This window comes from Citrobacter sp. RHBSTW-00887 (assembly GCF_013728095.1).
GTDB lineage: Bacteria > Pseudomonadota > Gammaproteobacteria > Enterobacterales > Enterobacteriaceae > Citrobacter > Citrobacter braakii.
The window spans coordinates 3,310,749-3,334,327 of sequence record NZ_CP056267.1 but is presented as its reverse complement, the minus strand read 5'-3'; the positions used below and the strand labels follow the sequence as shown (position 1 = coordinate 3,334,327).

26 protein-coding genes and 1 tRNA gene are annotated in these 23,579 nt (G+C 50.1%); 17 read left to right on the top strand and 10 right to left on the bottom strand.

The genetic code is table 11. From position 1 onward, the window contains the following. Window positions 1-34 precede the first annotated feature (34 nt). The 4 genes from efeO to phoH all read left to right on the top strand — a co-directional run bounded on the left by efeO (window position 35) and on the right by phoH (window position 3,761). Window positions 35-1,162: an iron uptake system protein EfeO gene (gene efeO, locus HV314_RS16045; protein ID WP_016156169.1), complete on the top strand. Its 1,128-nt coding sequence runs from the start codon at window positions 35-37 to the stop codon at window positions 1,160-1,162. A 5-nt stretch (window positions 1,163-1,167) separates the two neighbouring features. Then, the gene (efeB, locus tag HV314_RS16040) at window positions 1,168-2,451 is read left to right on the top strand and encodes an iron uptake transporter deferrochelatase/peroxidase subunit (RefSeq protein WP_181546119.1); all 1,284 of its coding nucleotides are present in this window, start codon (window positions 1,168-1,170) and stop codon (window positions 2,449-2,451) included. Between the two features lie 246 nt (window positions 2,452-2,697). Continuing rightward, entirely contained in the window at window positions 2,698-2,994 is a 297-nt protein-coding gene (locus tag HV314_RS16035; protein ID WP_181546117.1) for a hypothetical protein, read from the top strand. Continuing rightward, window positions 2,973-3,761: a phosphate starvation-inducible protein PhoH gene (gene phoH, locus HV314_RS16030; RefSeq protein WP_016152592.1), complete on the top strand. Its 789-nt coding sequence runs from the start codon at window positions 2,973-2,975 to the stop codon at window positions 3,759-3,761. The genes HV314_RS16035 and phoH overlap by 22 nt, the downstream gene beginning before the upstream one ends. 57 nt (window positions 3,762-3,818) lie before the next feature. On the opposite strand, the gene HV314_RS16025 is transcribed toward phoH, so the two are convergent. Both HV314_RS16025 and HV314_RS16020 read right to left on the bottom strand, forming a co-directional pair. After that, window positions 3,819-4,187, bottom strand: a complete 369-nt coding sequence (locus tag HV314_RS16025; RefSeq protein ID WP_181546114.1) for a hypothetical protein — start codon at window positions 4,185-4,187, stop codon at window positions 3,819-3,821. 369 nt (window positions 4,188-4,556) lie between these two features. Next, window positions 4,557-4,644: transfer RNA gene (locus HV314_RS16020), tRNA-Ser, on the bottom strand. A 235-nt stretch (window positions 4,645-4,879) separates the two neighbouring features. Between HV314_RS16020 and ghrA the strand changes: the two genes are divergently transcribed. The 4 genes from ghrA (at window position 4,880) to HV314_RS16000 (ending at window position 7,804) form a co-directional block, all read left to right on the top strand. Further along, window positions 4,880-5,818 carry a glyoxylate/hydroxypyruvate reductase GhrA gene (gene ghrA, locus HV314_RS16015; RefSeq protein ID WP_016152594.1) on the top strand — a complete coding sequence of 313 codons (939 nt, stop codon included), beginning with the start codon at window positions 4,880-4,882 and terminating at the stop codon, window positions 5,816-5,818. A gap of 86 nt (window positions 5,819-5,904) precedes the next feature. Beyond that, on the top strand, window positions 5,905-6,642 hold the full coding sequence (locus tag HV314_RS16010) for a phosphatase (protein ID WP_016156173.1): 738 nt from the start codon (window positions 5,905-5,907) through the stop codon (window positions 6,640-6,642). 23 nt (window positions 6,643-6,665) lie between these two features. After that, window positions 6,666-7,220, top strand: coding sequence for a TorD/DmsD family molecular chaperone (locus HV314_RS16005; protein WP_016152596.1), 555 nt, complete (start codon window positions 6,666-6,668; stop codon window positions 7,218-7,220). Between the two features lie 101 nt (window positions 7,221-7,321). Next, window positions 7,322-7,804 carry a DUF1097 domain-containing protein gene (locus tag HV314_RS16000; RefSeq protein WP_016156175.1) on the top strand — a complete coding sequence of 161 codons (483 nt, stop codon included), beginning with the start codon at window positions 7,322-7,324 and terminating at the stop codon, window positions 7,802-7,804. Between the two features lie 47 nt (window positions 7,805-7,851). Here the strand turns inward: HV314_RS16000 and csgG are convergent, their stop codons facing one another. Genes csgG through csgD form a run of 4 tightly spaced genes read right to left on the bottom strand, consistent with a single transcriptional unit; the run spans window position 7,852 to window position 10,197 of the window. Continuing rightward, a complete protein-coding gene (gene csgG / locus HV314_RS15995) occupies window positions 7,852-8,685 on the bottom strand; it encodes a curli production assembly/transport protein CsgG (RefSeq protein ID WP_016152598.1) in 834 nt (277 codons plus the stop codon). Between the two features lie 25 nt (window positions 8,686-8,710). Continuing rightward, window positions 8,711-9,124, bottom strand: a complete 414-nt coding sequence (gene csgF / locus HV314_RS15990; protein WP_016152599.1) for a curli production assembly/transport protein CsgF — start codon at window positions 9,122-9,124, stop codon at window positions 8,711-8,713. A 25-nt stretch (window positions 9,125-9,149) separates the two neighbouring features. Continuing rightward, entirely contained in the window at window positions 9,150-9,542 is a 393-nt protein-coding gene (gene csgE / locus HV314_RS15985) for a curli production assembly/transport protein CsgE (RefSeq protein ID WP_016152600.1), read from the bottom strand. A 4-nt stretch (window positions 9,543-9,546) separates the two neighbouring features. After that, complete coding sequence (gene csgD / locus HV314_RS15980) at window positions 9,547-10,197, bottom strand: biofilm master transcriptional regulator CsgD (RefSeq protein WP_003036091.1); 651 nt, start codon at window positions 10,195-10,197, stop codon at window positions 9,547-9,549. Between the two features lie 759 nt (window positions 10,198-10,956). On the opposite strand from csgD, the gene csgB reads away from it, so the two are divergent. The 6 genes from csgB to HV314_RS15950 all read left to right on the top strand — a co-directional run bounded on the left by csgB (window position 10,957) and on the right by HV314_RS15950 (window position 14,835). Further along, on the top strand, window positions 10,957-11,412 hold the full coding sequence (csgB, locus tag HV314_RS15975; RefSeq protein ID WP_101699914.1) for a curli minor subunit CsgB: 456 nt from the start codon (window positions 10,957-10,959) through the stop codon (window positions 11,410-11,412). A gap of 40 nt (window positions 11,413-11,452) precedes the next feature. Continuing rightward, window positions 11,453-11,902 (top strand): curli major subunit CsgA, encoded by a 450-nt coding sequence (gene csgA, locus HV314_RS15970; RefSeq protein WP_006685125.1) that lies wholly within the window; start codon window positions 11,453-11,455, stop codon window positions 11,900-11,902. Window positions 11,903-11,964: 62 nt separating this feature from the next. Continuing rightward, the gene (gene csgC / locus HV314_RS15965; protein WP_046274771.1) at window positions 11,965-12,297 is read left to right on the top strand and encodes a curli assembly chaperone CsgC; all 333 of its coding nucleotides are present in this window, start codon (window positions 11,965-11,967) and stop codon (window positions 12,295-12,297) included. A 151-nt stretch (window positions 12,298-12,448) separates the two neighbouring features. Beyond that, window positions 12,449-12,769 (top strand): type 1 fimbrial protein, encoded by a 321-nt coding sequence (locus tag HV314_RS15960; RefSeq protein ID WP_181546112.1) that lies wholly within the window; start codon window positions 12,449-12,451, stop codon window positions 12,767-12,769. A 100-nt stretch (window positions 12,770-12,869) separates the two neighbouring features. Beyond that, entirely contained in the window at window positions 12,870-13,412 is a 543-nt protein-coding gene (ymdB, locus tag HV314_RS15955; protein ID WP_016156177.1) for an O-acetyl-ADP-ribose deacetylase, read from the top strand. Then, window positions 13,396-14,835 (top strand): phospholipase D family protein, encoded by a 1,440-nt coding sequence (locus HV314_RS15950; RefSeq protein WP_275370809.1) that lies wholly within the window; start codon window positions 13,396-13,398, stop codon window positions 14,833-14,835. The genes ymdB and HV314_RS15950 overlap by 17 nt, the downstream gene beginning before the upstream one ends. A 24-nt stretch (window positions 14,836-14,859) precedes the next feature. Here the strand turns inward: HV314_RS15950 and mdoC are convergent, their stop codons facing one another. Beyond that, on the bottom strand, window positions 14,860-16,020 hold the full coding sequence (mdoC, locus tag HV314_RS15945; protein WP_016152606.1) for a glucans biosynthesis protein MdoC: 1,161 nt from the start codon (window positions 16,018-16,020) through the stop codon (window positions 14,860-14,862). A 271-nt stretch (window positions 16,021-16,291) separates the two neighbouring features. On the opposite strand from mdoC, the gene mdoG reads away from it, so the two are divergent. The 3 genes from mdoG (at window position 16,292) to HV314_RS15930 (ending at window position 20,651) form a co-directional block, all read left to right on the top strand. Beyond that, the gene (gene mdoG / locus HV314_RS15940) at window positions 16,292-17,827 is read left to right on the top strand and encodes a glucans biosynthesis protein MdoG (protein ID WP_085951042.1); all 1,536 of its coding nucleotides are present in this window, start codon (window positions 16,292-16,294) and stop codon (window positions 17,825-17,827) included. Then, window positions 17,820-20,348 (top strand): glucans biosynthesis glucosyltransferase MdoH, encoded by a 2,529-nt coding sequence (mdoH, locus tag HV314_RS15935; protein WP_181546110.1) that lies wholly within the window; start codon window positions 17,820-17,822, stop codon window positions 20,346-20,348. Before mdoG ends, mdoH begins: the two co-directional genes overlap by 8 nt. 99 nt (window positions 20,349-20,447) lie before the next feature. Next, a complete protein-coding gene (locus tag HV314_RS15930; protein ID WP_153647167.1) occupies window positions 20,448-20,651 on the top strand; it encodes a YceK/YidQ family lipoprotein in 204 nt (67 codons plus the stop codon). Here HV314_RS15930 and HV314_RS15925 read toward each other — a convergent pair whose 3' ends face one another. The 3 genes from HV314_RS15925 to HV314_RS15915 form a co-directional block, all read right to left on the bottom strand. Next, window positions 20,652-21,029: a MysB family protein gene (locus HV314_RS15925; protein ID WP_016152610.1), complete on the bottom strand. Its 378-nt coding sequence runs from the start codon at window positions 21,027-21,029 to the stop codon at window positions 20,652-20,654. It abuts the gene before it with no gap. A gap of 81 nt (window positions 21,030-21,110) precedes the next feature. Next, window positions 21,111-22,331, bottom strand: coding sequence for a multidrug efflux MFS transporter MdtG (gene mdtG / locus HV314_RS15920; RefSeq protein WP_046274768.1), 1,221 nt, complete (start codon window positions 22,329-22,331; stop codon window positions 21,111-21,113). Between the two features lie 155 nt (window positions 22,332-22,486). After that, a complete protein-coding gene (locus tag HV314_RS15915) occupies window positions 22,487-23,407 on the bottom strand; it encodes a Kdo(2)-lipid IV(A) acyltransferase (RefSeq protein WP_181546108.1) in 921 nt (306 codons plus the stop codon). Window positions 23,408-23,579 lie beyond the last annotated feature (172 nt).

Here is a 23,579-nt window from a genome sequence, read left to right as displayed (position 1 = left end):
TTAGTTACAACATACTTATTTATAGGGATAGGTTATGACGTTTAATTTTCGCCGTAGTGCGCTGCAGTTGGGTATTGCCGCGCTGTTTGCCTCCGCTTTTTCTGCACAAGCCGCCGATATTCCGCAGGTGAAAGTCACGGTTAACGACAAACAGTGTGAGCCGATGACGATCACGGTTAACGCTGGGAAAACGCAGTTCATCATCCAGAACCACAGCCAGAAAGCGCTGGAGTGGGAGATCCTTAAAGGGGTTATGGTGGTTGAAGAACGTGAAAACATTGCGCCGGGCTTTAGCCAGAAAATGACAGCTAACCTGCAGCCTGGTGAATATGATATGACCTGCGGTCTGTTGACCAACCCGAAAGGCAAACTAATTGTAAAAGGTAGCGCAACGGCGGATGCCGCGCAGGGCGATGCTCTGCTGAGCCTAAGTGGCGCAATTACCGAATACAAAGCCTATGTGACAGCCGAAACTGCACAACTGGTTGCGGGCACCAAAGCATTCACCGATGCGATTAAAGCTGGCGATCTGGAAAAAGCGAAATCGCTGTATGCGCCAACCCGTCAGCATTATGAGCGTATTGAACCGATTGCTGAACTGTTCTCCGATCTCGACGGCAGCATCGATGCACGTGAAGATGATTATGAGCAAAAAGCCGCCGATCCTAAATTCACCGGCTTCCACCGTCTGGAGAAAGCGTTGTTCGGCGACAACACCACCAAAGGTATGGACAAGTATGCCGACCAATTAAACCGCGATGTTCTTGACCTGCAAACGCGTATTAGCGAACTGGCCTTCCCACCGTCAAAAGTGGTTGGCGGGGCAGCAGGACTGATTGAAGAAGTCGCTGCCAGCAAAATTAGCGGAGAAGAGGATCGCTACAGCCATACCGATCTGTGGGATTTCCAGGCCAATATCGATGGCGCGCAGAAAATCGTCGATCTCCTGCGCCCTCAGTTACAAAAATCCAATGCTGAGCTGTTGGCGAAGGTGGATGCGAACTTCAAAAAAGTCGATACCATTCTGAGCAAGTACCGTACCAAAGACGGTTTTGAAACCTATGACAAACTGACCGACGCCGATCGCAATGCGCTGAAAGGGCCTATCACGACGCTGGCGGAAGACTTGTCGCAATTACGCGGTGTTCTGGGTCTGGATTAAGCAAAATGCAGCAAGATAATGAAAACGGCGTGAGCGAACCTTCACGCCGACGTTTACTGAAAGGGATGGGCGCCCTGGGTGGGGCGCTGGCGCTGGCGGGTGGATGTCCGGTTGCCCACGCGCAAAAACCACAAAGCGCGCCGGGAATGCTGTCCCCTGATGCGCGTAGTGAAGCGCAGCCGTTTTATGGTCAGCATCAGGCAGGGATCCTGACGCCACAGCAGGCATCGATGATGCTGGTGGCGTTCGATGTTCTCGCCAGCGATAAGGCTGATCTGGAACGCTTGTTCCGCTTGCTGACCACCCGATTTGCGTTTCTGACCACGGGCGGGCCGGCGCCGGATACGCCGAACCCGCGTTTACCCCCTATGGATTCCGGTATCCTCGGCGCATACATTGCGCCAGACAACCTGACGATGACGTTGTCAGTCGGCGCCTCGCTATTTGATGAACGTTATGGCCTGAAATCGCAGATGCCGCAAAAGCTGCAAAAAATGACCCGCTTCCCGAATGATTCGCTGGATGCGGCGCTGTGCCATGGTGATTTGCTGCTGCAGATTTGTGCCAACACGCAGGACACCGTTATCCATGCGCTGCGCGATATCATTAAACATACGCCCGATCTCCTTAGCGTGCGCTGGAAACGTGAAGGGTTTATTTCCGACCATGCCGCGCGCAGCAAAGGCAAAGAGACCCCGGTCAACTTGCTTGGCTTTAAGGACGGCACCGCGAATCCGGACGCGACGGATGCGAAGTTGATGCAAGACGTGGTGTGGGTTACGGACGGGCAGGGCGAACCTGTCTGGGCGCAAGGTGGTAGTTATCAGGCCGTCAGGCTCATTCAGTTTCGCGTCGAGTTCTGGGATCGTACGCCGCTGAAAGAGCAACAAACGATATTTGGTCGAGATAAACACACCGGCGCGCCGCTGGGTATGCAGCACGAGCACGATGTGCCTAACTATGCCAGCGATCCCGAAGGTGAGGTGATTGCGCTCGACAGTCATATCCGCCTGGCGAATCCGCGCACGAAAGAGACCGAGTCCAGCCTGATGATGCGCCGTGGCTACAGCTATTCGCTCGGTGTGACCCCATCCGGTCAACTGGATATGGGACTGTTGTTTGTCTGCTATCAACACGATCTGGAAAAAGGCTTTTTGGCTGTGCAGAAACGCCTCAACGGTGAAGCGCTGGAAGAGTATGTCAAACCAATTGGTGGGGGCTACTTCTTTGCTTTGCCGGGTGTCAAAACCGCAGATCAATATCTGGGACAGTCTCTACTCGAAGCCTGATGATTACGCCCCGTTGTACAGCGGGGCTTTTCCTGACATCTGTATGAATGAACAAATTATTTTTTATGATCGGTACGAGACTGAAATAATTCTGTCATCTCTCTGCAAGAGACTGTCTCTGGTGATTAGATAGAATTTAAGTTAACGACAAGTAAAAATATTGTTGCATTAACGAAAGATTATGATGTAATTATAAGAAACAGCGGTAGTTCCCGGCGGTGATAGTCGTTCACTATGGAGATCGCGATGGAAAAGTCCTGTATTGGACACATTTTTCACAGTAGCAGCAGTACGTTACGCGGACGTTTCTCTTCCGGTAGCCACCTCGTCACCGCTAAATCTCTCTCCCTTTCACTTCTTATCTTCGTAACTGACACCTTGTACGGTGCGCGTAGCCGTGTGTGGCGTCTTATCCGAAAGCAAGCAATGGCTTACAAGGAAGCCAACCCTCAGATGTTCGTGCGCATAATCGTGCCGCCAACGGCGCGTGTGATGTATACCTACAACTCAAGGTGCTATCCATGGGAAGACAAAAAGCAGTGATCAAAGCTCGTCGTGAAGCAAAACGTGTGCTGAGGCGGGATTCGCGTAGTCATAAACAACGTGAAGATGAATCGGTCACCTCGCTTGTGCAGATGGGCGGCGTAGAAGCGATTGGTATGGCGCGTGATAGTCGCGACGCCACGCCAATCACGGCGCGGAATGAAGCTCAGGCCCAGTACCTGAATGCTATTGAGAGTAAACAGCTGATCTTCGCTACCGGTGAAGCCGGGTGTGGTAAAACCTGGATCAGCGCGGCAAAAGCAGCAGAGGCCCTGATCCACAAAGACGTGGACAGGATCATTGTAACCCGTCCAGTTCTGCAAGCTGATGAAGACCTCGGCTTCTTACCTGGAGATGTTTCCGAGAAGTTTGCGCCTTATTTTCGTCCAGTGTATGACGTGCTGGTGAAACGTCTGGGCGCCTCCTTCATGCAATATTGCCTGCGGCCTGAGATTGGTAAGGTGGAAATCGCGCCATTCGCTTATATGCGTGGACGCACATTTGAAAATGCAGTGGTCATTCTTGACGAGGCTCAGAATGTTACTGCAGCACAGATGAAGATGTTTTTGACTCGCCTCGGGGAGAATGTGACGGTGATTGTGAACGGGGATGTGACCCAGTGCGATCTACCCGCCCACGTTCGCTCAGGGCTAAGCGATGCGCTGGCCCGTTTCGAAGAAGATGATATGGTTGGGATTGTTCGTTTCAATAAAGACGATTGCGTCCGTTCGGCACTCTGTCAGCGGACGCTCAATGCTTACAACTGATAAGTACTCCGTCTTCAAGGCCCGGGAAACCGGGCTTTGTTATTTGACATCAGCAGATTACTTTCTTTTGCTGCACCAGTAGTTGGCGCAGGCCTGGTCAAACAGCTGGTTATTTTCGTCTATTTTCTTTAGCGCTTGTGCCAGAAAGGTCAGTAGGTCATCCTTATAAATCCCACCTACCGTAGTTTCTTTTCGTAAGATCCCATTGCTGGTGTAGGTTTTTTTAATGGTGACGTTATGCCTGACGTTGCAAATAACCGTTCGCTGATACTCTTCGTAGAATCGGCTGTCAGGATCGAAAAACGTATTTATTTCATTCGGTGTACGTTTGAGGATTTTTCGCGAGAAAACCTTCAACGGAATAAATCCTGCTTCGTCTGCCTGCGACATGAGCTCATCAAGCAAAGTTCCTTCTATGTTTAACATGCCGTTATTTTCCTGATTGCTTGAGAAAGCGGTTGTTACAGCATAAGAGTGGTTTGGATAATGTGCAACGGGGCGGGGGATGATGCTTGATAGCGCGATGCTTATCAGACCTACAGGTTAACGCTATTCAGGACGGGTCACATGCGAAAAAAAAAGCCCGTACTTGCGTACGAGCTCTTTCTCGAATATGGCGGTGAGGGGGGGATTGACTCGCTTCGCTCGCCCTTCGGGCAGCCTGTTCGCTGCGCTCTCAGTCTGTCCAACTGGCTGCGCCAGTTGTCGACCCCCGGTCGGGGCTTCTCATCCCCCCGCAGGCGTGCAACATGCGAAAAAAAAGCCCGTACTTGCGTACGAGCTCTTTCTCGAATATGGCGGTGAGGGGGGGATTCGAACCCCCGATACGTTGCCGTATACACACTTTCCAGGCGTGCTCCTTCAGCCACTCGGACACCTCACCATATTGTTGTTCCTGTGCTACCGGAACGGGCGCTAATTTAGGGAAATACCGCTCCGGCGTCAATCAACTTTTTGAAAAAAACGTGCATTTACACAAACTTCAATCAATATGCAGCTTAAATAAGCGGGAATTGTTTTTTTTGCCAGCACCCTAAAATTTGCTACTCTGATGTTCCCTCGAAAAATGATGATTATAAGTGCGAGTACGTTCCGCATAACAATGTTCAGGAGACGTTATGGATATAATTTTCTATCACCCAACATTCGATACAACCTGGTGGCTTAATGCGCTGACAAAGGCCATACCTGGCGCGCGGGTCCGTGAGTGGAAGGCAGGTGATAATGCGCATGCTGACTACGCGCTGGTCTGGCATCCTCCGGTTGAAATGCTCGCCGGACGAAAATTAAAAGCCGTATTTGCGCTGGGTGCGGGCGTCGATTCTATTCTCAGTAAACTAAACGCTCATCCGGAAATGTTGGATGCGTCGATCCCGCTTTTCCGTCTGGAAGATACGGGGATGGGCCTGCAAATGCAGGAATATGCGGTTAGTCAGGTATTGCACTGGTTCCGTCGCTTTGATGACTACCAGGCATTAAAAAACCAGGCGAAATGGCAACCGTTGCCAGAATATACTCGCGATGAGTTTAGCGTCGGGATCATGGGCGCTGGTGTTTTAGGCGCAAAAGTTGCAGAAAGTCTGCAAGCATGGGGGTTCCCGCTACGCTGCTGGAGTCGTACGCGTAAATCCTGGTCTGGTGTGGAAAGCTTCGCCGGTACCGAGGAACTGGGCGCGTTTTTGAGTCAAACTCGCGTGCTGATCAACCTCCTGCCTAATACGGCAGAAACCGTAGGCATTATTAACGCTGATTTACTCAGCCAATTGCAGGATGGCGCTTACGTGCTCAACCTGGCGCGCGGCGTTCATCTCAATGAAGACGATCTTCTGGCATCGCTGGACAGCGGCAAAGTGAAAGGTGCCATGCTGGATGTCTATAGCCGTGAACCGCTGCCGGAAACCAGCCCGCTATGGAAACATCCGCGTGTGGCAATGACGCCGCATATCGCCGCGGTAACACGCCCGGCAGAGGCGGTGGACTACATCTCCCGTACGATTTTGGACCTGGAAAGTGGGAAATCCGTAACGGGTCAGGTCGATCGCGTTCGGGGATATTGATGGTAACCCGGCAAGTGCCGGGTTTCAGCTAATAAATGGCGACGATACCTGCTATCCTTGACGGAAAATGACTACAGGAGAGAGTTATGTATCCCGTTGACCTGCATATGCATACCGTCGCCAGTACCCACGCCTACAGCACCTTAAGTGATTACATCGCCGAAGCCCATCGCAAAGGCATCAAGCTGTTTGCCATAACCGATCATGGACCGGACATGGCGGATGCGCCTCATCACTGGCACTTTATTAATATGCGCATTTGGCCTCGTATCGTCGATGGCGTAGGGATCCTGCGCGGTATCGAGGCGAATATTAAGAATATTGAAGGCGAAATCGACTGTTCAGGTCCGATGTTTACCTCCCTGGATCTCATCATCGCGGGCTTCCATGAGCCAGTTTTTGCACCTCACGATAAAGACACCAATACCCAGGCAATGATAGCCACGATGGCCAGCGGTCACGTGCACATCATCAGCCATCCGGGGAATCCCAAATATCCCGTGGATATCACAGCGATTGCGCAGGCGGCGGCAAAATACCAGGTCGCACTGGAAATCAATAACTCCTCGTTTTTGCATTCGCGTAAGGGGAGTGAGGACAATTGTCGCGCGGTCGCTGCGGCGGTGCGTGATGCCGGAGGCTGGGTGGCGTTAGGGTCGGATTCACATACCGCTTTCACACTGGGTGAATTTGGTGAATGCCGTAAAATTCTGGATGATGTAAATTTCCCGGAAGACAGAATTTTAAACGTCACCCCTAAACGCCTGCTGGCGTTTCTGGAATCGCGAGGCATGGAGCCGATCGCGGAATTTGCTGAACTGTAATTGTTACTAACTGGAATATATCAATGAACGAGTTTTCTATCCTGTGTCGTGTACTGGGCTCGCTGTTTTACCGCCAACCGCAGGACCCTTTACTGGTTCCTCTGTTTACCCTGATTAGTGAAGGTAAACTGTCCGCCAACTGGCCGCTGGAACAGGACGAACTGCTCACTCGTCTGCAGAAAAGCTGCGATATGCCTCAGTTGGCTGCGGATTACAACGCGCTGTTTGTCGGCGACGAGTGTGCGGTGCCGCCTTATCGTAGCGCCTGGGTAGAAGGGGCGAAAGAATCCGATGTTCGTGCTTTTCTTTCTGCCCGCGGAATGCCGCTGGCAGATACGCCTGCAGATCATATTGGCACGCTGTTGCTGGCGGCTTCATGGCTTGAAGACCAGTCTGCGGAAGATGAAAGTGAAGCACTCGAAACCTTGTTTGTGGAATACCTGTTGCCCTGGTGCGGCACGTTCCTTGGCAAAGTTGAAGCGCATGCAAACACACAGTTCTGGCGTACCATGGCACCGTTAACGCGTGATGCCATTGGCGCGATGTGGGACGAATTGCAGGAAGATACTGAAGAGTAAATGTGATTTAGATCTCATTAAACTGCAACTCAATTTACATCATTGCATGAATTGTGTGCACGATCTCATTCCCATGCCGTTTTTCTGCTAAGATACGCGGCATGAACATACTTCTCTCAATTGCAATCACAACGGGCATTCTCTCTGGGATTTGGGGATGGGTGGCCGTATCTCTTGGTTTACTCAGTTGGGCTGGCTTTCTGGGCTGCACGGCCTATTTTGCCTGTCCGCAGGGTGGGCTGAAAGGGCTGTGGATCTCGGCGTGTACGCTGCTAAGCGGTGTGGTGTGGGCGTTGGTGATTATTAACGGTAGCGCGCTTGCCCCGCATATGGACATTATTGGTTATGTCATGACGGGAATTGTCGCGTTTCTCATGTGTATTCAGGCAAAGCAATGGCTGCTTTCATTTGTGCCGGGCACCTTTATTGGCGCCTGCGCAACGTTTGCAGGGCAGGGTGACTGGCAGTTGGTCGTGCCATCTCTGGCGCTGGGGCTGGTATTCGGCTATGCGATGAAAAACAGCGGATTGTGGCTGGCATCTCGTCGTGAGAATCGGCTATCGTCGACGCTGACCAGTAAATAAAAAAAGCGTGAGGGTTTTCCTCACGCTTTTTATGCTGTATCGACCACTCAGGATTCCGGAGGTACCGACAAATGGCGGTATTTAACCAGGATGTCATTATCAACTTGTTTCTTATCCTGCAAATCCCACAATCCGCGATCAATCCCGTCATTAATCAGGAAGATAACGCCGGTTTCAATTGCTGACATCAGACAAAGCATAACCGGTTCGTTAGAGGTGTAGCCAATTTCACCTTCCAACAGTCGCTGGTAGTCAATGAAGCGGAATACCCCAGCCTGCACTTCATAAGACAAGATAGTTTTGCTGGTATTCACCGATGAGAGGATTTCACCGGTACTAACGTTAACCACACGCAGGTTGACCGCTATCTGGTCGAGCTGGTACTGCGTATCGGCGCCAATACCGAAATAGCGCGCACCAACGCCACCCGATTTAACGTTGCTTTCATAACCAATAATTGACCCTTCTACCATGATGTTTGCCGCGGTCAGAGACTGCAGAGGGATCCGGTTATTAATGGCAACTGTGCCGTTTTCCTGAGCCGCACGAATGATTTTTCGTTCGTTAAGCAAGTTCTGCAATCCCTGACGTTCCAGCGGAACGAACCAACGAGAATCCTTCAATGCGGTGACAAGCATCGCCGTGGCGCTTTGCGGGACGGCGGTTGAGAAGTTACTTGCCGGATAAGGTTTAAACTGGCCAGTCTCATCCTGAATATTGTATACCGAGACAAAAATCTTACCTGTAGGCATGGGCAGGTGCGTCAAGTCTTTATAGCTTTGGGCTCGGGGCATTAATGTCGGCTTAGCGGCTTCTTGCGGCGGGGCTGTTAAACATCCGCTGAGTAAAATTACTGCCACCATGATAAGTAAGCGCTGCATGATTTTTTCCTTTCGTGGCTATAATTTAGAAATCGGTCGACTGATTTTGTAAACCCGACACTTCAATAGTCGACGTTCTCCCCGTTTTCCTGTCCGTGACATTCAGTTGCAGTTGTCCATCCCGGTTGGCGATATCAACGATAAAATCGCTGGTTACCATCCTTCCCGGCTTACCGGTATTGATATTGGTAAGTAAGCCACCGAGTATTTGTGACTGGATCGCTTGGGTAAAGTTATCCAGCGCTGTTGGGGTTTCAATCCCGTAGTCGCCGGCACTCGGATCTTTATACGAGTTTTGCGCCTGGGCGCTGTTCAGTAAAAAAGAGCCGTTATTTGGGTTACCACCAAAGTTAGGGTTGCGGAACTGGAACGTCATATTTCCGGCCCAACTTAATGGTGAAATCAGCATGAGCAAAACCACTGCATGTTTGACACGCATGAAAGCCTCCGGACAAAATCATGTTTTAGAATTCATCGCGCGCTAAATCGCTCGTGCTTAATAGTGTTTGATCTATTTGCCGACGATTTAATGCTTCCTCTGTTTCTGCCAATGCAAAGACCACAATTTTGTCGAAGTCTCTTTTCGTCGGGAATAAAAAAGTCTGGAAGATAACGTCCTGATTGACCGTTATGGTGATCCAACTTCCCCAACGTGCACTGGGTCTTTCATTAATGGTTAAGTTTCCTGTGTACTTACTTTCCCACTTGTCACTAAAGGCCCGGTAAAAATCATGGCCAATGGAAGAGACAGTGTGGTCAGTTAACAGTCCGGGAACCTCCACCTCTACAGCCGCGTGTAGATTCCCGGCAGCAAGGAACAAATTTGCTGCCACAATCCAGGTCAAATAGCGTTTCATGGCTTTATCGCCTGAGGTTATCATTGGCCCACGAGACCGCCTGCGTACGATTTTTGACAGCTATCTTTTTGAAAAGATTATAAAGATGTGTTTTCACCGTATTTTCACTAATAAATAGTGAACGCGCGATTTCAATATTTGAGGCGCCGATACGCAGTTTATTAAGGATCTCTTTTTCACGGTGCGTAAGTAATGCCGACTCCGTGCTGTTATAGCGGTAGTTCCCGGAATGCGTGATCAGGTAGCTGGCGAGCTTTTGCGAAAAGTAGCATTCGCCCCGCAACACACCCTGCAAACCGCTGACTACACGCTGCTCATCTTCAGTTGCGTAAAATACGCCATTGATATGCGGCCAGTTTTCAATATCCCGGTAAGGATAATCATCTGGGGTATTCAACAATAAAGTTTTTATATTGTTGTTTTTTCTGCTCAAATTATCTTGCCAGTAATGGATCAGTTTTTTATCTGCCTCCATCATATCCAGTAAAACAATGCAGCTGGAGGATATATCATCCAGAGAACGTTGAATATTATGTAGTTTTCCGGTTAACGCCAGCGATTGCTTTAAATGCTGTAATAACGCAGTTGCCTGCAGGGATGGTTTAGTGATCAACAATAATGTATGACCATGAATACTATGGACTTCATTAAACATGATGAAACTCCACTTTTTTAGTCGCACACCTGACAGTTGCCTCTACTAAAATAGAGGCACCAGAAGTACTGACAGATGTTGCACTGCTGTGTAGAAATAAAACTTCGACCCAACGGGGTGAAAATATTAAAACAAATGGACTTCAACTGATTTCAATCTAGCTATTACAAATCTTAAAGCAAGTGTTAAACATGTTACATAATGTAAATTTATATATTAAAATGTGATTTTTGCGTTTTTGTGGAGTTTAGATTTGATAGTAAAGTTGTACATTTTAGCGTTATTGCATAGATTTAAAAAATCATACAAATTATAATATCTTATTGAATTTTAAGAAATAAAATTATAATTAGATGGTTTTAGATTTCTAATGAATTTTGATTTTTTTGTTTCGCTTTAAGTTGAACAATTTTAGATAGAAAAAAATGACACTTGTCACGACTTGTACCGAGGACAATCCCACTACCGTCTGCAAGGCCCAGAAAACGCGGGAAACGCGTTTTTTTGTTACTGCATAGAAATTCACTCATCGGGTTACAAAAGAAATAAAATCCAGAGCTATAACGGTGTTAATTGCTGTTAATTAGTACTTTGGGGTGAATCTGGATATAAAAATACAACTGGTGGGTGAGTTATTTAAAATGTTTCAACGGACATACTCTTCATCGTAACGTGGCGTTAACAAATGTAAGTCACGTTAACAATAATTTGAGTGGTAAATAATTTAACCTTATGTACGACCAGGTCCAGGGTGACAACATGAAAAACAAGTTGTTATTTATGATGTTTACAATGCTGGGTGTGCCTGGGATTGCATCCGCTACAAGTTATGATTTAGCTAACTCAGAATATAACTTTGCGGTAAATGAATTAAGTAAGTCTTCATTTAATCAGGCAGCCATTATTGGTCAGGTTGGCACTGCGAACAGTGCAAATACTCGACAGGGGGGCTCGAAGTTATTGTCGGTTATTTCGCAAGAAGGTTCTGGTAACCGAGCGAAAACAGACCAGACGGGATCATATAACTTTGCATATATTGATCAAACGGGTAGTTCCAATGACGCGAGTATTAAACAAGGTTCATACGGTAATACGGCGGTAATTATCCAGAAAGGTTCTGGTAATAAAGCCAATATTACTCAGTACGGTACACAAAAAACAGCAGTTGTGGTGCAGAGACAGTCGCATATGGCAATTCGCGTAACTCAACGCTAATCCATTAACGACGATTAAATCAATCCGATGGGGGTTTACCATGAAACTTTTAAAAGTGGCAGCATTCGCAGCAATCGTAGTTTCTGGCAGTGCTCTGGCTGGTGTTGTTCCGCAATGGGGCGGCAATCATCATGGTGGCGGTAGTAATTATGGCCCAGACTCTTCACTGAGTATCTACCAATATGGGTCAAACAACGCTGCGAATGCTCTGCAAAGTGATGCGCGTAAATCAGATGTCACTATCACACAACATGGGCGTGGTAACGGGGCTGTAGTTGGTCAAGGCGCTGATGACAGTACCATTAGCCTGAAACAGACTGGCTTCCAGAACAATGCCACTATCGATCAGTGGAATGCTAAAAATGCTGATATTAGTGTAACCCAGTTCGGTGGCCGTAACGGTGCGTTGGTTAATCAGACCGCGTCTGACTCCAATGTGCTGATTCAGCAAGTTGGCTTTGGCAACAACGCTACAGCTAACCAACACTAATTCAGTTTTCTGACTGATAATAAACAGGGCGTGAGCCCTGTTTTTTTTTTCGGGAGAATATGATGCATACGCTATTACTCATTGCCGCGCTGGCAAATCAAATAACATTCAATACAACTCAGCAAGGTGATATGTACACCATTATTCCTCAGGTGACGTTAACCCAACCGTGCGTATGTGAGGTACAAGTCCTTGCCATACGTCAAGGGCAGGGGGGACAAAGCCAGTCGCAGCAGAAAATAAGCCTTTCGGTCCCTGCTAATCGACCGATTGAATTAACCAAACTGAGCTTTAATATTTCATCTGAGGACTCGGTCAAAATTATCGTTACCGTTTCAGATGGGCAGTCTCTGCATCTGTCGCAACAATGGCCTGACTCAAACAGTCACCCATAAATTTTTGCTGTATTTGCATTAAGGGTGTGGCTGGGAATGCGCTGCTGTTCTATGAATATAGAAGCGTGTGAGCGTTTGTATTTGATCGTTAATCGTAGCGGTGAAGGATCATTTCGATCCCTCAAAGATGGCTAATCATTGAGGAACCCTTATGTGTACATTATTAAAGCGTATTTTAAGTACCAGTTTATGTGCTTTTTCTCTTTTAACCCTCCCTGCAATTGTGCAGCAAATCACAACCGGCGGGGTTATTCATTTTCGCGGAGCGATAGTTGAATCACCTTGCGACGTTAACAGACAGCAGCAGCAAATTGAATTGTCATGTATCCGCAACGGCACCAACCAGAATAGTCTTTACAACCCGCAACAGCTCACGACAGCCCCTCAGAATGTGCAGGAAATTGCCACAGTCAAAATGCACTACCTCAATGAACAGAAAAACATGGCGATTCTTAATATTGAATATAAATGACTCGCTGTGGCGTAGATATGCACACTTACGGTTAAAAAGAGAGATTTAAGGGAAAACCCTGCTGTACACTTAACGAATGGTGTTTTGTCAGGGGGAACTTATGCAATCACGTGTTCATGTGTTACATGGCGATATTACGACTGTCGCTGTTGATGTGATTGTCAATGCGGCGAATTCATCGCTACTGGGAGGCGGTGGCGTCGATGGCGCAATCCATCGCGCTGCCGGACCAGCATTGCTGGAGGCCTGCAAACAGGTTATCCAGCAACAAGGAGAATGCCCGACAGGGCATGCGGTGATCACTCTGGCGGGGGCGCTTGCGGCAAAAGCGGTCATTCATACCGTAGGACCCGTCTGGCAAGGGGGAGGTCATCATGAGGCCGAACGCCTCGAAGAAGCTTACTTAAACACCCTGCAACTGGCCCTGGCCAATGGTTATCACTCCATTGCTTTTCCGGCGATTAGCACCGGGGCTTATGGCTATCCACGCGCCGCAGCGGCAGAAATAGCGGTGAAAACGGTGCTGAAATTTATTACCCGCCGCGCACTTCCTGATCAGATATACTTCGTGTGCTTTGATGACGAAAACGCTCAACTTTATAAGAGATTGCTAACACAACAAGGTGATGATCACACGGACTGATATGACGCGACTTGAGCGTGCCATCACGCCCCTTTGCGAAGACCACCCGGGAGAATGCGGCATTCTTGCGTTGGATGACAGCCTGGATGCGTTTGCTGCTCGCTATCGGTTAACGGAAATGGCGGAACGTACCCTGGATGTGCAGTATTACATCTGGGAAAACGACATGTCCGGGCTATTGTTATTTTCCGTTCTGCTGGCCGCAGCGAAGCGAGGAGTACGGGTGCGTTTGCTGCTGGATGATAACAACACGCCGGGTTTGGACGACACGCTGCGTCTGCTGGATAAGCACCCCAATATAGAAGTTCGCCTCTTCAATCCGTTTTCCTTTCGCATCCTGCGCGCGCTGGGCTATTTAACCGATTTTGCCCGGCTTAATCGGCGCATGCACAATAAAAGTTATACCGCTGACGGCGTGGTGACTCTCGTTGGTGGGCGTAATATTGGTGATGCCTATTTTGGCGCGGGTGAGCAACCGCTATTTTCCGACCTGGACGTCATGGCTATCGGGCCGGTTGTCAAAGATGTGGCGGATGATTTTGAGCGTTACTGGCACTGCCGCTCGGTTTCAACGTTACAAAATGTGCTTGAGATGTCCGAGCCAGATTCTGCGCAGCGTATTGAGCTACCCGAATCCTGGTATAACGATGATATTACCCGCCGCTATCTGCATAAGCTGGAAACCAGCCAGTTTATGTCCAGTCTCGATCAAAGATCGCTGCCGCTGATTTGGGCCAAAACGCGTTTGCTGAGCGATGATCCTGCAAAAGGAGAAGGGAAAGCGCCGCGCCACTCGCTATTACCGCAGCGTTTGTTTGACGTAATGGGCTCGCCGACCGAACGTATTGATATTATTTCTGCCTACTTTGTGCCGACGCGTGCCGGTGTGGCGCAGCTTCTGAGACTGGTAAGAAAAGGCGTCAAGATTGCCATTTTAACCAATTCACTGGCGGCGAATGATGTGGCGATCGTCCATGCGGGCTATGCGCGCTGGCGAAAAAAACTGCTGCGCTACGGTGTAGAATTATACGAACTTAAACCGACCCGCGATCGCGTCTCGGTCGTTCACGATCGTGGATTAACCGGGAATTCAGGGTCCAGCCTGCATGCGAAAACGTTCAGTATTGATGATCGCAAAGTGTTTATCGGCTCGCTTAATTTTGATCCTCGTTCGACGCTGCTCAATACGGAAATGGGATTTGTGATTGAGAGTGAAGTGCTGGCCGAATTGATTCATAAACGGTTTATGCAAAGCCAGCGTGATATGGCCTGGCAGCTACGCCTTGACCGTTGGGGAAGAATTAATTGGGTCGACCGACTTTCTGGCAGTGAACAGGTCCTGAAAAAAGAACCCGCCACAGGATTCTGGAAGCGGGTTCTGGTAAAGCTGGCGTCCGTGTTACCCATTGAATGGCTGCTTTGAACCACACAATGATTGAGGGAAAAACTAGCCGGCTACGGCCTTGTTTTTATCCTGCTTAACGGGCGGTTTACCCGAAAAGAGAAACTTCAGCACCGGTATGCGTAAATGGATTTCGTACAGTATTACCGCAATCCCAACCACAAACAGCAGACCGCAGAGAAAACCCAGCAGATTCGACGTGATATGCGGTGTGATGTAAGCGCCAAAAAACAGCGTTAACGGGTGGTGTACCAGATAGATAAACAGCGACGCGTTGACAAAATAGGTCACGCGGGCAGACTGGAAATTAAGCAAACGGTGACCCAACGAAAAGACGACGTTCACCATCCACAGTCCCATGACCATGGTAATGACATATTCGGTTTCATACATCCAGGCATCGCCATTGCCATAACGCTGATTGAGCAGGTATGCCACAAATGCGAATGCAGCACCTAGCGTGCAACCGCGTGACGGCGTGGTAAACAGCGCTTTCAGATTCGGGTTGATAAACGCCAGTGCGCCGAGGATAAAGAACGGCGCATAGAACAGCGTTTGCATAACGATAAAATTGAACATGCCATCGCTGAGAATCGAAGGGTAGAGGATGAAAATTGTCCTTCTGACGGCAGCGTAACCGACACCTAACAAGATGAAGATCAGCGATAATTTAGTCATCGACACCGCCGGGGCGCTGGCGGCGTCACTACGCGTCAGTCTGTTTTTCATCTGGGTGAACACCCACATGCTCACGGTCGTTAATACGACCAGAACCAGTAAAAACCACAGATGGGAAATCAGCTCCCAGGCCAGCGCATTGTATTTATCGTAGCCGCTGAGAGTATGCCAACTGTCTGCTTTTCCCTTTACGTATTGCAGCATGATAAATTGCGGCAGCGTAAGTAATGGAATCGCGGTCAGCATTGGGATCCCCACGCGTTCTACACGCACCTTCCACCAGCGTTTTAGCGGATAGCGCAAAAATAGCATGTAGGAAAAATAACCCGAAATGACAAAGAAGACTTGCATGCGAAAAGCATGGATAAAGTCGTTAAACAGGGTCAACCACCACGACGGTTCCGCGCTGTTCACGTGCCAGGTGTGGGTCGAGTAAATCAATGAAATATGGAATGGGATCCCTAACAACATTAGCCAGGCACGGATGGAGTCAAGAAAATATTCGCGTGGTGGTGATACAGAGCTCATAGACAGTTATGTATTCTCAGACTTTTCGTCTTATCCCTAAGACGAATAATGGTTACATTCGAGGGCAACCCTACACGAAGTCCAACAACCTGTCTCCAGGATAAGCACGCAAAGTGAAAACAGGTAGTTGAACCTGATTAAACCATGAGCCAGCGCGCGAACAATACAGGGATTCAGTTGTCGGAATACCCGATTATCCATTAAAATGGATCGGATCAATATAAGCACACAAAGGGGGAAGTGCTTACTAATTATGAAACATAAACTACAAATGATGAAAATGCGTTGGTTGGGTGCAGCAGTTATGTTAACGCTGTACACATCATCGAGCTGGGCGTTCAGCATCGATGATGTTGCAAAACAAGCTCAATCCTTAGCCGGTAAAGGCTATGAGGCGCCAAAAAGTAACTTGCCCTCCGTTTTCCGCGACATGAAATATGCGGATTATCAGCAGATCCAGTTTAACCGCGATAAAGCCTACTGGAGCAATCTCAAGACCCCATTTAAGCTCGAGTTCTACCACCAGGGTATGTACTTCGACACGCCGGTCAAAATCAACGAAGTTACCGCTACAGCGGTGAAAAGAATCAAATACAGCCCGGATTATTTTAATTTTGGCGATGTTCAGCATGATAAAGACACGGTAAAAGATCTCGGTTTCGCCGGGTTCAAAGTGCTGTATCCGATCAACAGCAAAGATAAAAACGACGAAATCGTCAGCATGCTCGGTGCCAGCTATTTCCGTGTTCTGGGGGCAGGGCAGGTTTACGGTCTGTCTGCGCGCGGTCTCGCGATTGATACCGCTCTGCCTTCTGGCGAAGAATTTCCCCGCTTCCGTGAGTTTTGGATCGAGCGTCCGAAACCGACTGACAAACGTTTGACCATTTATGCCTTGCTGGATTCTCCGCGCGCAACCGGAGCGTATCGCTTTGTCATCATTCCGGGTCGTGACACGGTAGTCGATGTTCAGTCCAAAGTTTATCTGCGCGACAAAGTGGGCAAGCTGGGCGTGGCACCGTTAACCAGTATGTTCCTGTACGGACCAAACCAGCCTTCTCCGGCGACCAACTATCGTCCGGAACTGCATGACTCTAACGGTTTGTCGATCCACGCTGGCAACGGCGAGTGGATTTGGCGTCCGCTGAATAACCCGAAACATCTGGCGGTGAGCAGCTTTGCGATGGAAAACCCGCAAGGTTTCGGCCTGCTGCAGCGTGGCCGTCAGTTCTCGCGTTTTGAAGATATCGACGATCGTTACGATCTGCGCCCAAGCGCCTGGATCACGCCAAAAGGTGATTGGGGTAAAGGTAAGATTGAGTTAGTTGAAATCCCAACTAACGATGAAACGAACGATAACATCGTTGCGTACTGGACGCCGGATCAACTGCCTGAAGCCGGTAAAGAGATGAACTTCAAGTACACCCTGACGTTCACGCGTGACGAAGACAAGCTTCATGCCCCTGATAGCGCCTGGGTCCAGCAGACTCGTCGTTCTACCGGTGATGTAAAACAGTCTAACCTCATTCGTCAGCCTGATGGCACCATCGCGTTTGTGGTGGACTTTACCGGCACGGATATGAAAAAGCTGCCGCAGGATACCCCGGTTACCGCACAAACCAGTATTGGCGACAACGGCGAGATCGTTGAAAGTACTGTGCGCTACAACCCGGTAACTAAAGGTTGGCGTTTGGTATTGCGCGTGAAAGTGAAAGACGTGAAGAAAACCACTGAAATGCGTGCTGCCTTGGTCAATGCCGATCAGACGCTGAGTGAAACCTGGAGCTACCAGTTACCTGCCAATGAATAAGACAACTGAGTATATTGACGCAATGCCGCTTTCGGATATCGAAAAAGCGGCACTGCCGAAAACTGACATCCGCGCCGTTCATCAGGCGCTGGATGCCGAGCATCGTACGTACTCGCGCGAAGATGATTCACCGCAGGGTTCGGTGAAAGCTCGCCTGGAGCAGGCGTGGCCTGATTCTCTGGCCAAAGAGCAGTTGGTTAAGGACGATGAGGGGCGCGATCAGCTGCAGGCGATGCCAAAAGCAACGCGTACCTCTATGTTCCCCGATCCCTGGCGTACCAACCCGGTTGGCCGCTTTTGGGATCGCCTGCGCGGGCGCGATGTGACTCCGCGTTATCTTTCGCGTTTGACGAAAGAAGAACAGGAGAGCGAGCAAAAATGGCGTACGGTTGGCACCATCCGCCGCTATACGTTGTTGATCTTAACGCTGGCGCAAACGGTCGTCGCAACCTGGTATATGAAGACGATCCTTCCGTATCAGGGGTGGGCATTCATTAATCCTGTTGACATGATGGGGCAGGATTTATGGGTCTCCTTTATGCAACTGCTGCCCTACATGCTCCAGACCGGCATTCTCATTTTGTTTGCCGTGCTTTTCTGTTGGGTTTCAGCAGGATTCTGGACCGCGTTGATGGGCTTCCTGCAACTGTTGATTGGGCGAGATAAGTACAGTATCTCCGCCTCAACGGTTGGGGACGAACCGTTAAATCCCGAGCACCGGACCGCGTTGATTATGCCGATCTGTAACGAGGACGTTGATCGCGTATTCGCGGGACTTCGCGCCACGTGGGAGTCGGTCAAAGCGACGGGCAACGCCGAGCATTTTGATGTTTACATCCTGAGCGACAGCTACAACCCCGATATCTGCGTAGCAGAACAAAAAGCGTGGATGGAGCTGATTGCCGAAGTGCAAGGCGAAGGGCAGATTTTCTACCGTCGTCGTCGTCGTCGCGTGAAGCGTAAAAGCGGTAACATTGATGACTTCTGCCGTCGCTGGGGAAATCAGTACAGCTACATGGTGGTGCTGGACGCTGACTCCGTGATGAGCGGTGACTGTCTGAGCGGGCTGGTGCGCCTGATGGAAGCGAATCCAAATGCCGGGATTATCCAGTCTTCACCGAAGGCTTCCGGTATGGATACGCTGTATGCACGCTGTCAGCAGTTTGCGACCCGTGTTTATGGTCCGTTGTTTACCGCTGGACTTCACTTCTGGCAATTGGGGGAATCGCACTACTGGGGCCATAACGCGATTATTCGCGTGAAGCCGTTTATCGAACACTGTGCGCTTGCGCCGTTACCGGGCGAAGGCTCGTTTGCGGGTTCGATTCTCTCCCATGACTTCGTCGAAGCGGCGTTGATGCGTCGTGCCGGCTGGGGCGTGTGGATTGCTTACGATCTGCCGGGCTCTTATGAAGAGCTACCGCCGAACCTGCTGGATGAACTCAAGCGTGACCGTCGCTGGTGTCATGGCAACCTGATGAACTTCCGTCTGTTCCTGGTGAAGGGGATGCACCCGGTTCACCGTGCGGTGTTCCTGACCGGCGTTATGTCCTATCTGTCCGCGCCGCTGTGGTTTATGTTCCTCGCGTTATCGACCGCATTGCAGGTGGTGCATACGTTGACGGAACCACAGTACTTCCTGCAACCGCGCCAGCTGTTCCCGGTATGGCCGCAGTGGCGTCCTGAACTGGCGATCGCGCTGTTTGCTTCTACGATGGTGCTGCTGTTCCTGCCGAAGCTGCTGAGTATTTTGCTCATCTGGTGTAAAGGGACGAAAGAGTACGGCGGGTTTATCCGCGTTACGCTGTCGCTGCTGCTGGAGGTTCTGTTCTCCGTGCTGCTGGCGCCGGTACGTATGCTGTTCCATACCGTCTTCGTCGTGAGCGCCTTCCTCGGTTGGGAAGTGGTGTGGAATTCACCGCAGCGTGATGACGATTCCACCCCGTGGGGTGAAGCATTTATGCGTCACGGTTCTCAGTTACTGCTGGGGCTGGTGTGGGCGGTAGGTATGGCCTGGCTGGATCTGCGTTTCCTGTTCTGGCTGGCGCCGATTGTCTTCTCGCTGATCCTGTCGCCGTTTGTTTCCGTGATTTCCAGCCGTTCCACGGTTGGGTTACGTACCAAGCGCTGGAAGCTGTTCCTGATCCCGGAAGAGTATTCTCCGCCGCAGGTGCTGGTGGATACGGATACCTATCTGGTGATGAACCGCAATCGTACGCTGGACGACGGCTTTATGCATGCGGTGTTTAACCCGTCATTTAATGCACTGGCAACGGCAATGGCGACTGCACGTCACCGCGCGAGTAACGTGCTTGAGATTGCCCGTGACCGCCATGTGGAGCAGGCGCTGAACGAAACGCCGGAGAAACTAAACCGTGACCGCCGTCTGGTGCTGTTGAGCGATCCGGTGACGATGGCGCGTTTGCACTATCGCGTCTGGAATTCACCTGATAAGTATTCTTCGTGGGTGAATTACTACCAGGGACTGACCCTGAATCCGCTGGCGCTCAGGAAAAAGTAAGCGTTATGTAACGTGAAAATACCGGCCTGGTGCCGGTATTTTTTTATACTAAATAAAAGAGCCGTGAGGTATCAGGTGCGAATATTGGCAGTGGCAATCATGGTGTGCTTGCTGAGCGGATGCGGCAGTATTATTAGCCGAACTATCCCAGGACAAGGGCACGGAAACCAATACTATCCTGGCGTGCAATGGGATGTCCGGGACTCCGCGTGGCGCTACGTCACCATCCTCGACCTGCCATTTTCGCTGGTGTTTGATACCTTGCTGCTCCCGCTCGACATTCACCACGGACCTTACGAGTAGCTATCGCTCATCCCATTCATCGGCCGCGGTCTGACCCTCTTCGGTATCCAGGGGAGGTTCCAGCTGGAATTCACCTTCATCCCATTCGTGAAGTGTGTTTTCTTCCTGCCACTCCTGACGGATTTCAATTTCATCATAGTCGCCATCAAAAACGCTTTGGGCCGCTTCACCACTCAGCATTGGCAGGCATTCACCCTCGCCCTCATCCTCGTCAGCAAAGAATTCCGCCTGCCACATAATGTCACCATCCTGTAGCACGTATTTTTGTACGCTTAGCTGTTGAACGCTGGCTTCGTCGGGCTCAAGGTCAGGGTTATCAGCCAGAAATTCTTCACGAGCGGCATCAATGGCTTCTTCCAGCGTGGCATACATGGTCATCAGAGTCTCCCTTTGATTTAATGAAGTATTCAGGGAAATAATAGTTGATTCTCCGATATTGCAAGTATGAATGCACAAAAATCATCCCGTAGCCTCAGTGCTCCGGCGACGGCGCAGACTATTCCACGAGTAGAAAGCGTTAAACAGTACGACGCCCGCGGTCACGCAGAAGACGGCGCGAAAACCGTAGTTGGCGGAAATTGCCGCCCCCATTAACGGCCCCGTTACGTTACCGATATCGCGAAATGACTGGTTATAACTGAAAATACGCCCGGCGATCTGATTGGTTGAGTTATAGACCAGCAGCGTTTGTACTGCCGGGAGCAGAGCCCCGTCAGCGGCCCCCAATAAAAAGCGCAGAACGGCAAGTTGCCAGGGCGATTGTACAAACGACATTGGAATAAGCAGCAGCACGGAGATGACCAGAGCAACAATCAGGATCTTCTCCGGGCCAATTCGGTCACCTAATTTGCCAAGTCGCGGGGCGCTAATTAACGCAGCCACGCCTGGTACGGAAGCAATCATCCCGCTGATAAAGGCGATGTTACTGACGTTGCCAGCCAGTTCTCGAACGTACAGCGTCAGAATTGGCGCGATGGACCCGGTTGCCACCTGGATTATCAGCGTTGTGACAAACAGGCTCAGCACCAGTTTGGGATTTTTTAACGAGGCCACGACTTCGCGAATGTGCAGCATCTCTTTCTTGCTCACCGGTTGGAAACGTTCGCGAATAAAAAATAGCGTCAGGATAAAACAGACCAGCAGTACGCTGGCGGTGATGAAAAATACCGGGCGTAGTCCGTACTGATCCGCGAGCAGCCCGCCTGCCAACGGTCCGAGCAGTGCGCCGCTGACGCCGCCGGTGGAAAGCGTTCCCAGCGCCCAGCCGCTTTTATTGCGCGGAACCTGGGTGGCGATCAGCGCATTGGCGTTGGGAATGAAACCGCCGAGCAGACCCAACAGGGCGCGCAGGACCAGGAACTGCCAGATATTTTGCGCCAGCCCCATCAGCAGCATCACAATCGCCATACCCAATGCGGAACGCAGCAGCATGATTTTTCGCCCTTTGCGATCGGCAAGGCCACCCCAGAAAGGAGAGGCGATGGCGGAAAAGAGAAAAGTGATGCTGAAGACCAGACCTGACCACATATTCAGGGCGCTATGACCCGTGACGCCGAGACTCTCGACATAGAGGGGCAAAAAGGGCATAACCAGGCTAAATGCTGCACCGGTTAAAAAACAACCCAACCAGGCAACGGTGAGGTTACGTTTCCAGTTTATGGGAGCATCTGAGGGTGACATAGCGTTCCGCAGTGTGGCGCGCTGTTTGCGCTATCGATTGAATATAAGGAAGCAGGCTAATTATGCGCCTGGTTGATAGTTGCTGCAATGCGGATAGCAGTTAAACCTAAAGCGGGCAGGGAAGGTGTTGCAGTCCACAGGACTGCAACCGTGCTTTAGTACAGGGAAGGTGAACCTTCAGGACGCGTCTTGAAACGACGGTGTAGCCACATGTACTGCTCTGGGGCCATCATGATGCATTGCTCAACAACCTTATTCATCCACGCTGCCGTAGTCTCCGCGTTGTCTAACGGCGGTGAACACTCCGGAGGCAGCATAATCAATTGATAACCTTTACCGTCAGGTTTGCGGCGGGGAACAAACGGTACTAGGCAGGCATTCGACATGCGTGAAAGCATCCAGGTCCCGGAGGTTGTTGCGGCCTGTTCAACAGCAAAAAGCGGGACAAATACGCTGGCGCGGGGACCGTAGTCATGATCCGGCGCGTACCAGACCACTTCGCCTTTTTTCAACGCTTTAATCATTCCTTTCAGGTCTTTACGATCGAGCATGGATTTATTAGAGCGCATACGGCCCCAGGTTTGTAGCCAGTCGAGCAGTGGGTTGTCGTTAGGGCGATATACGCCTATCCCCGGCTCCTGCAAACCAAACTGACGCGCACCCAGTTCAAGGGTCAGAAAGTGCAGACCCACTAACAAAATTCCCCGCTTTTGCGCCTGAACGTCGCGGATATGTTCCATCCCGATAACTTCCGTCCAGCGTGAAATGCGCTTGTCAGACCAAAACCAGGCCATTCCGGTTTCCATCACGCCCATGCCCACGGACTCGAAGTTCTTGACTACCATCTGCTGGCGTTCCTGCTCGCTCATTTGCGGGAAGCACAGTTCCAGATTACGGGAAACAATTTTTGCCCGACGTTTCATCAAACGTAATGCCAGACGACCTAATGCGCAGCCCAACTTGTAAAGAACCGGGTAGGGTAACTGCACGATTAACCAAAGGATGCCAATGCCCAGCCAGGTTAACCAATAACGTGGATGCAGTAACGCAGCCGAAAACTTGGGTAAATTCGTCATGTCTATCCTGTCTTCAAACGACCAATTGCCTGTATTGTCGCATTTTTTCGCGCATATCAAAAATTTGTGACGGGAGAACGGTGATTAAACCAGCAATTGTTGTTGCACTTTTATATTGGAGTAAGAAATGTAGCGTAGAATGTGTGGATGTAAATTGGCGGTGTTTGCTTTA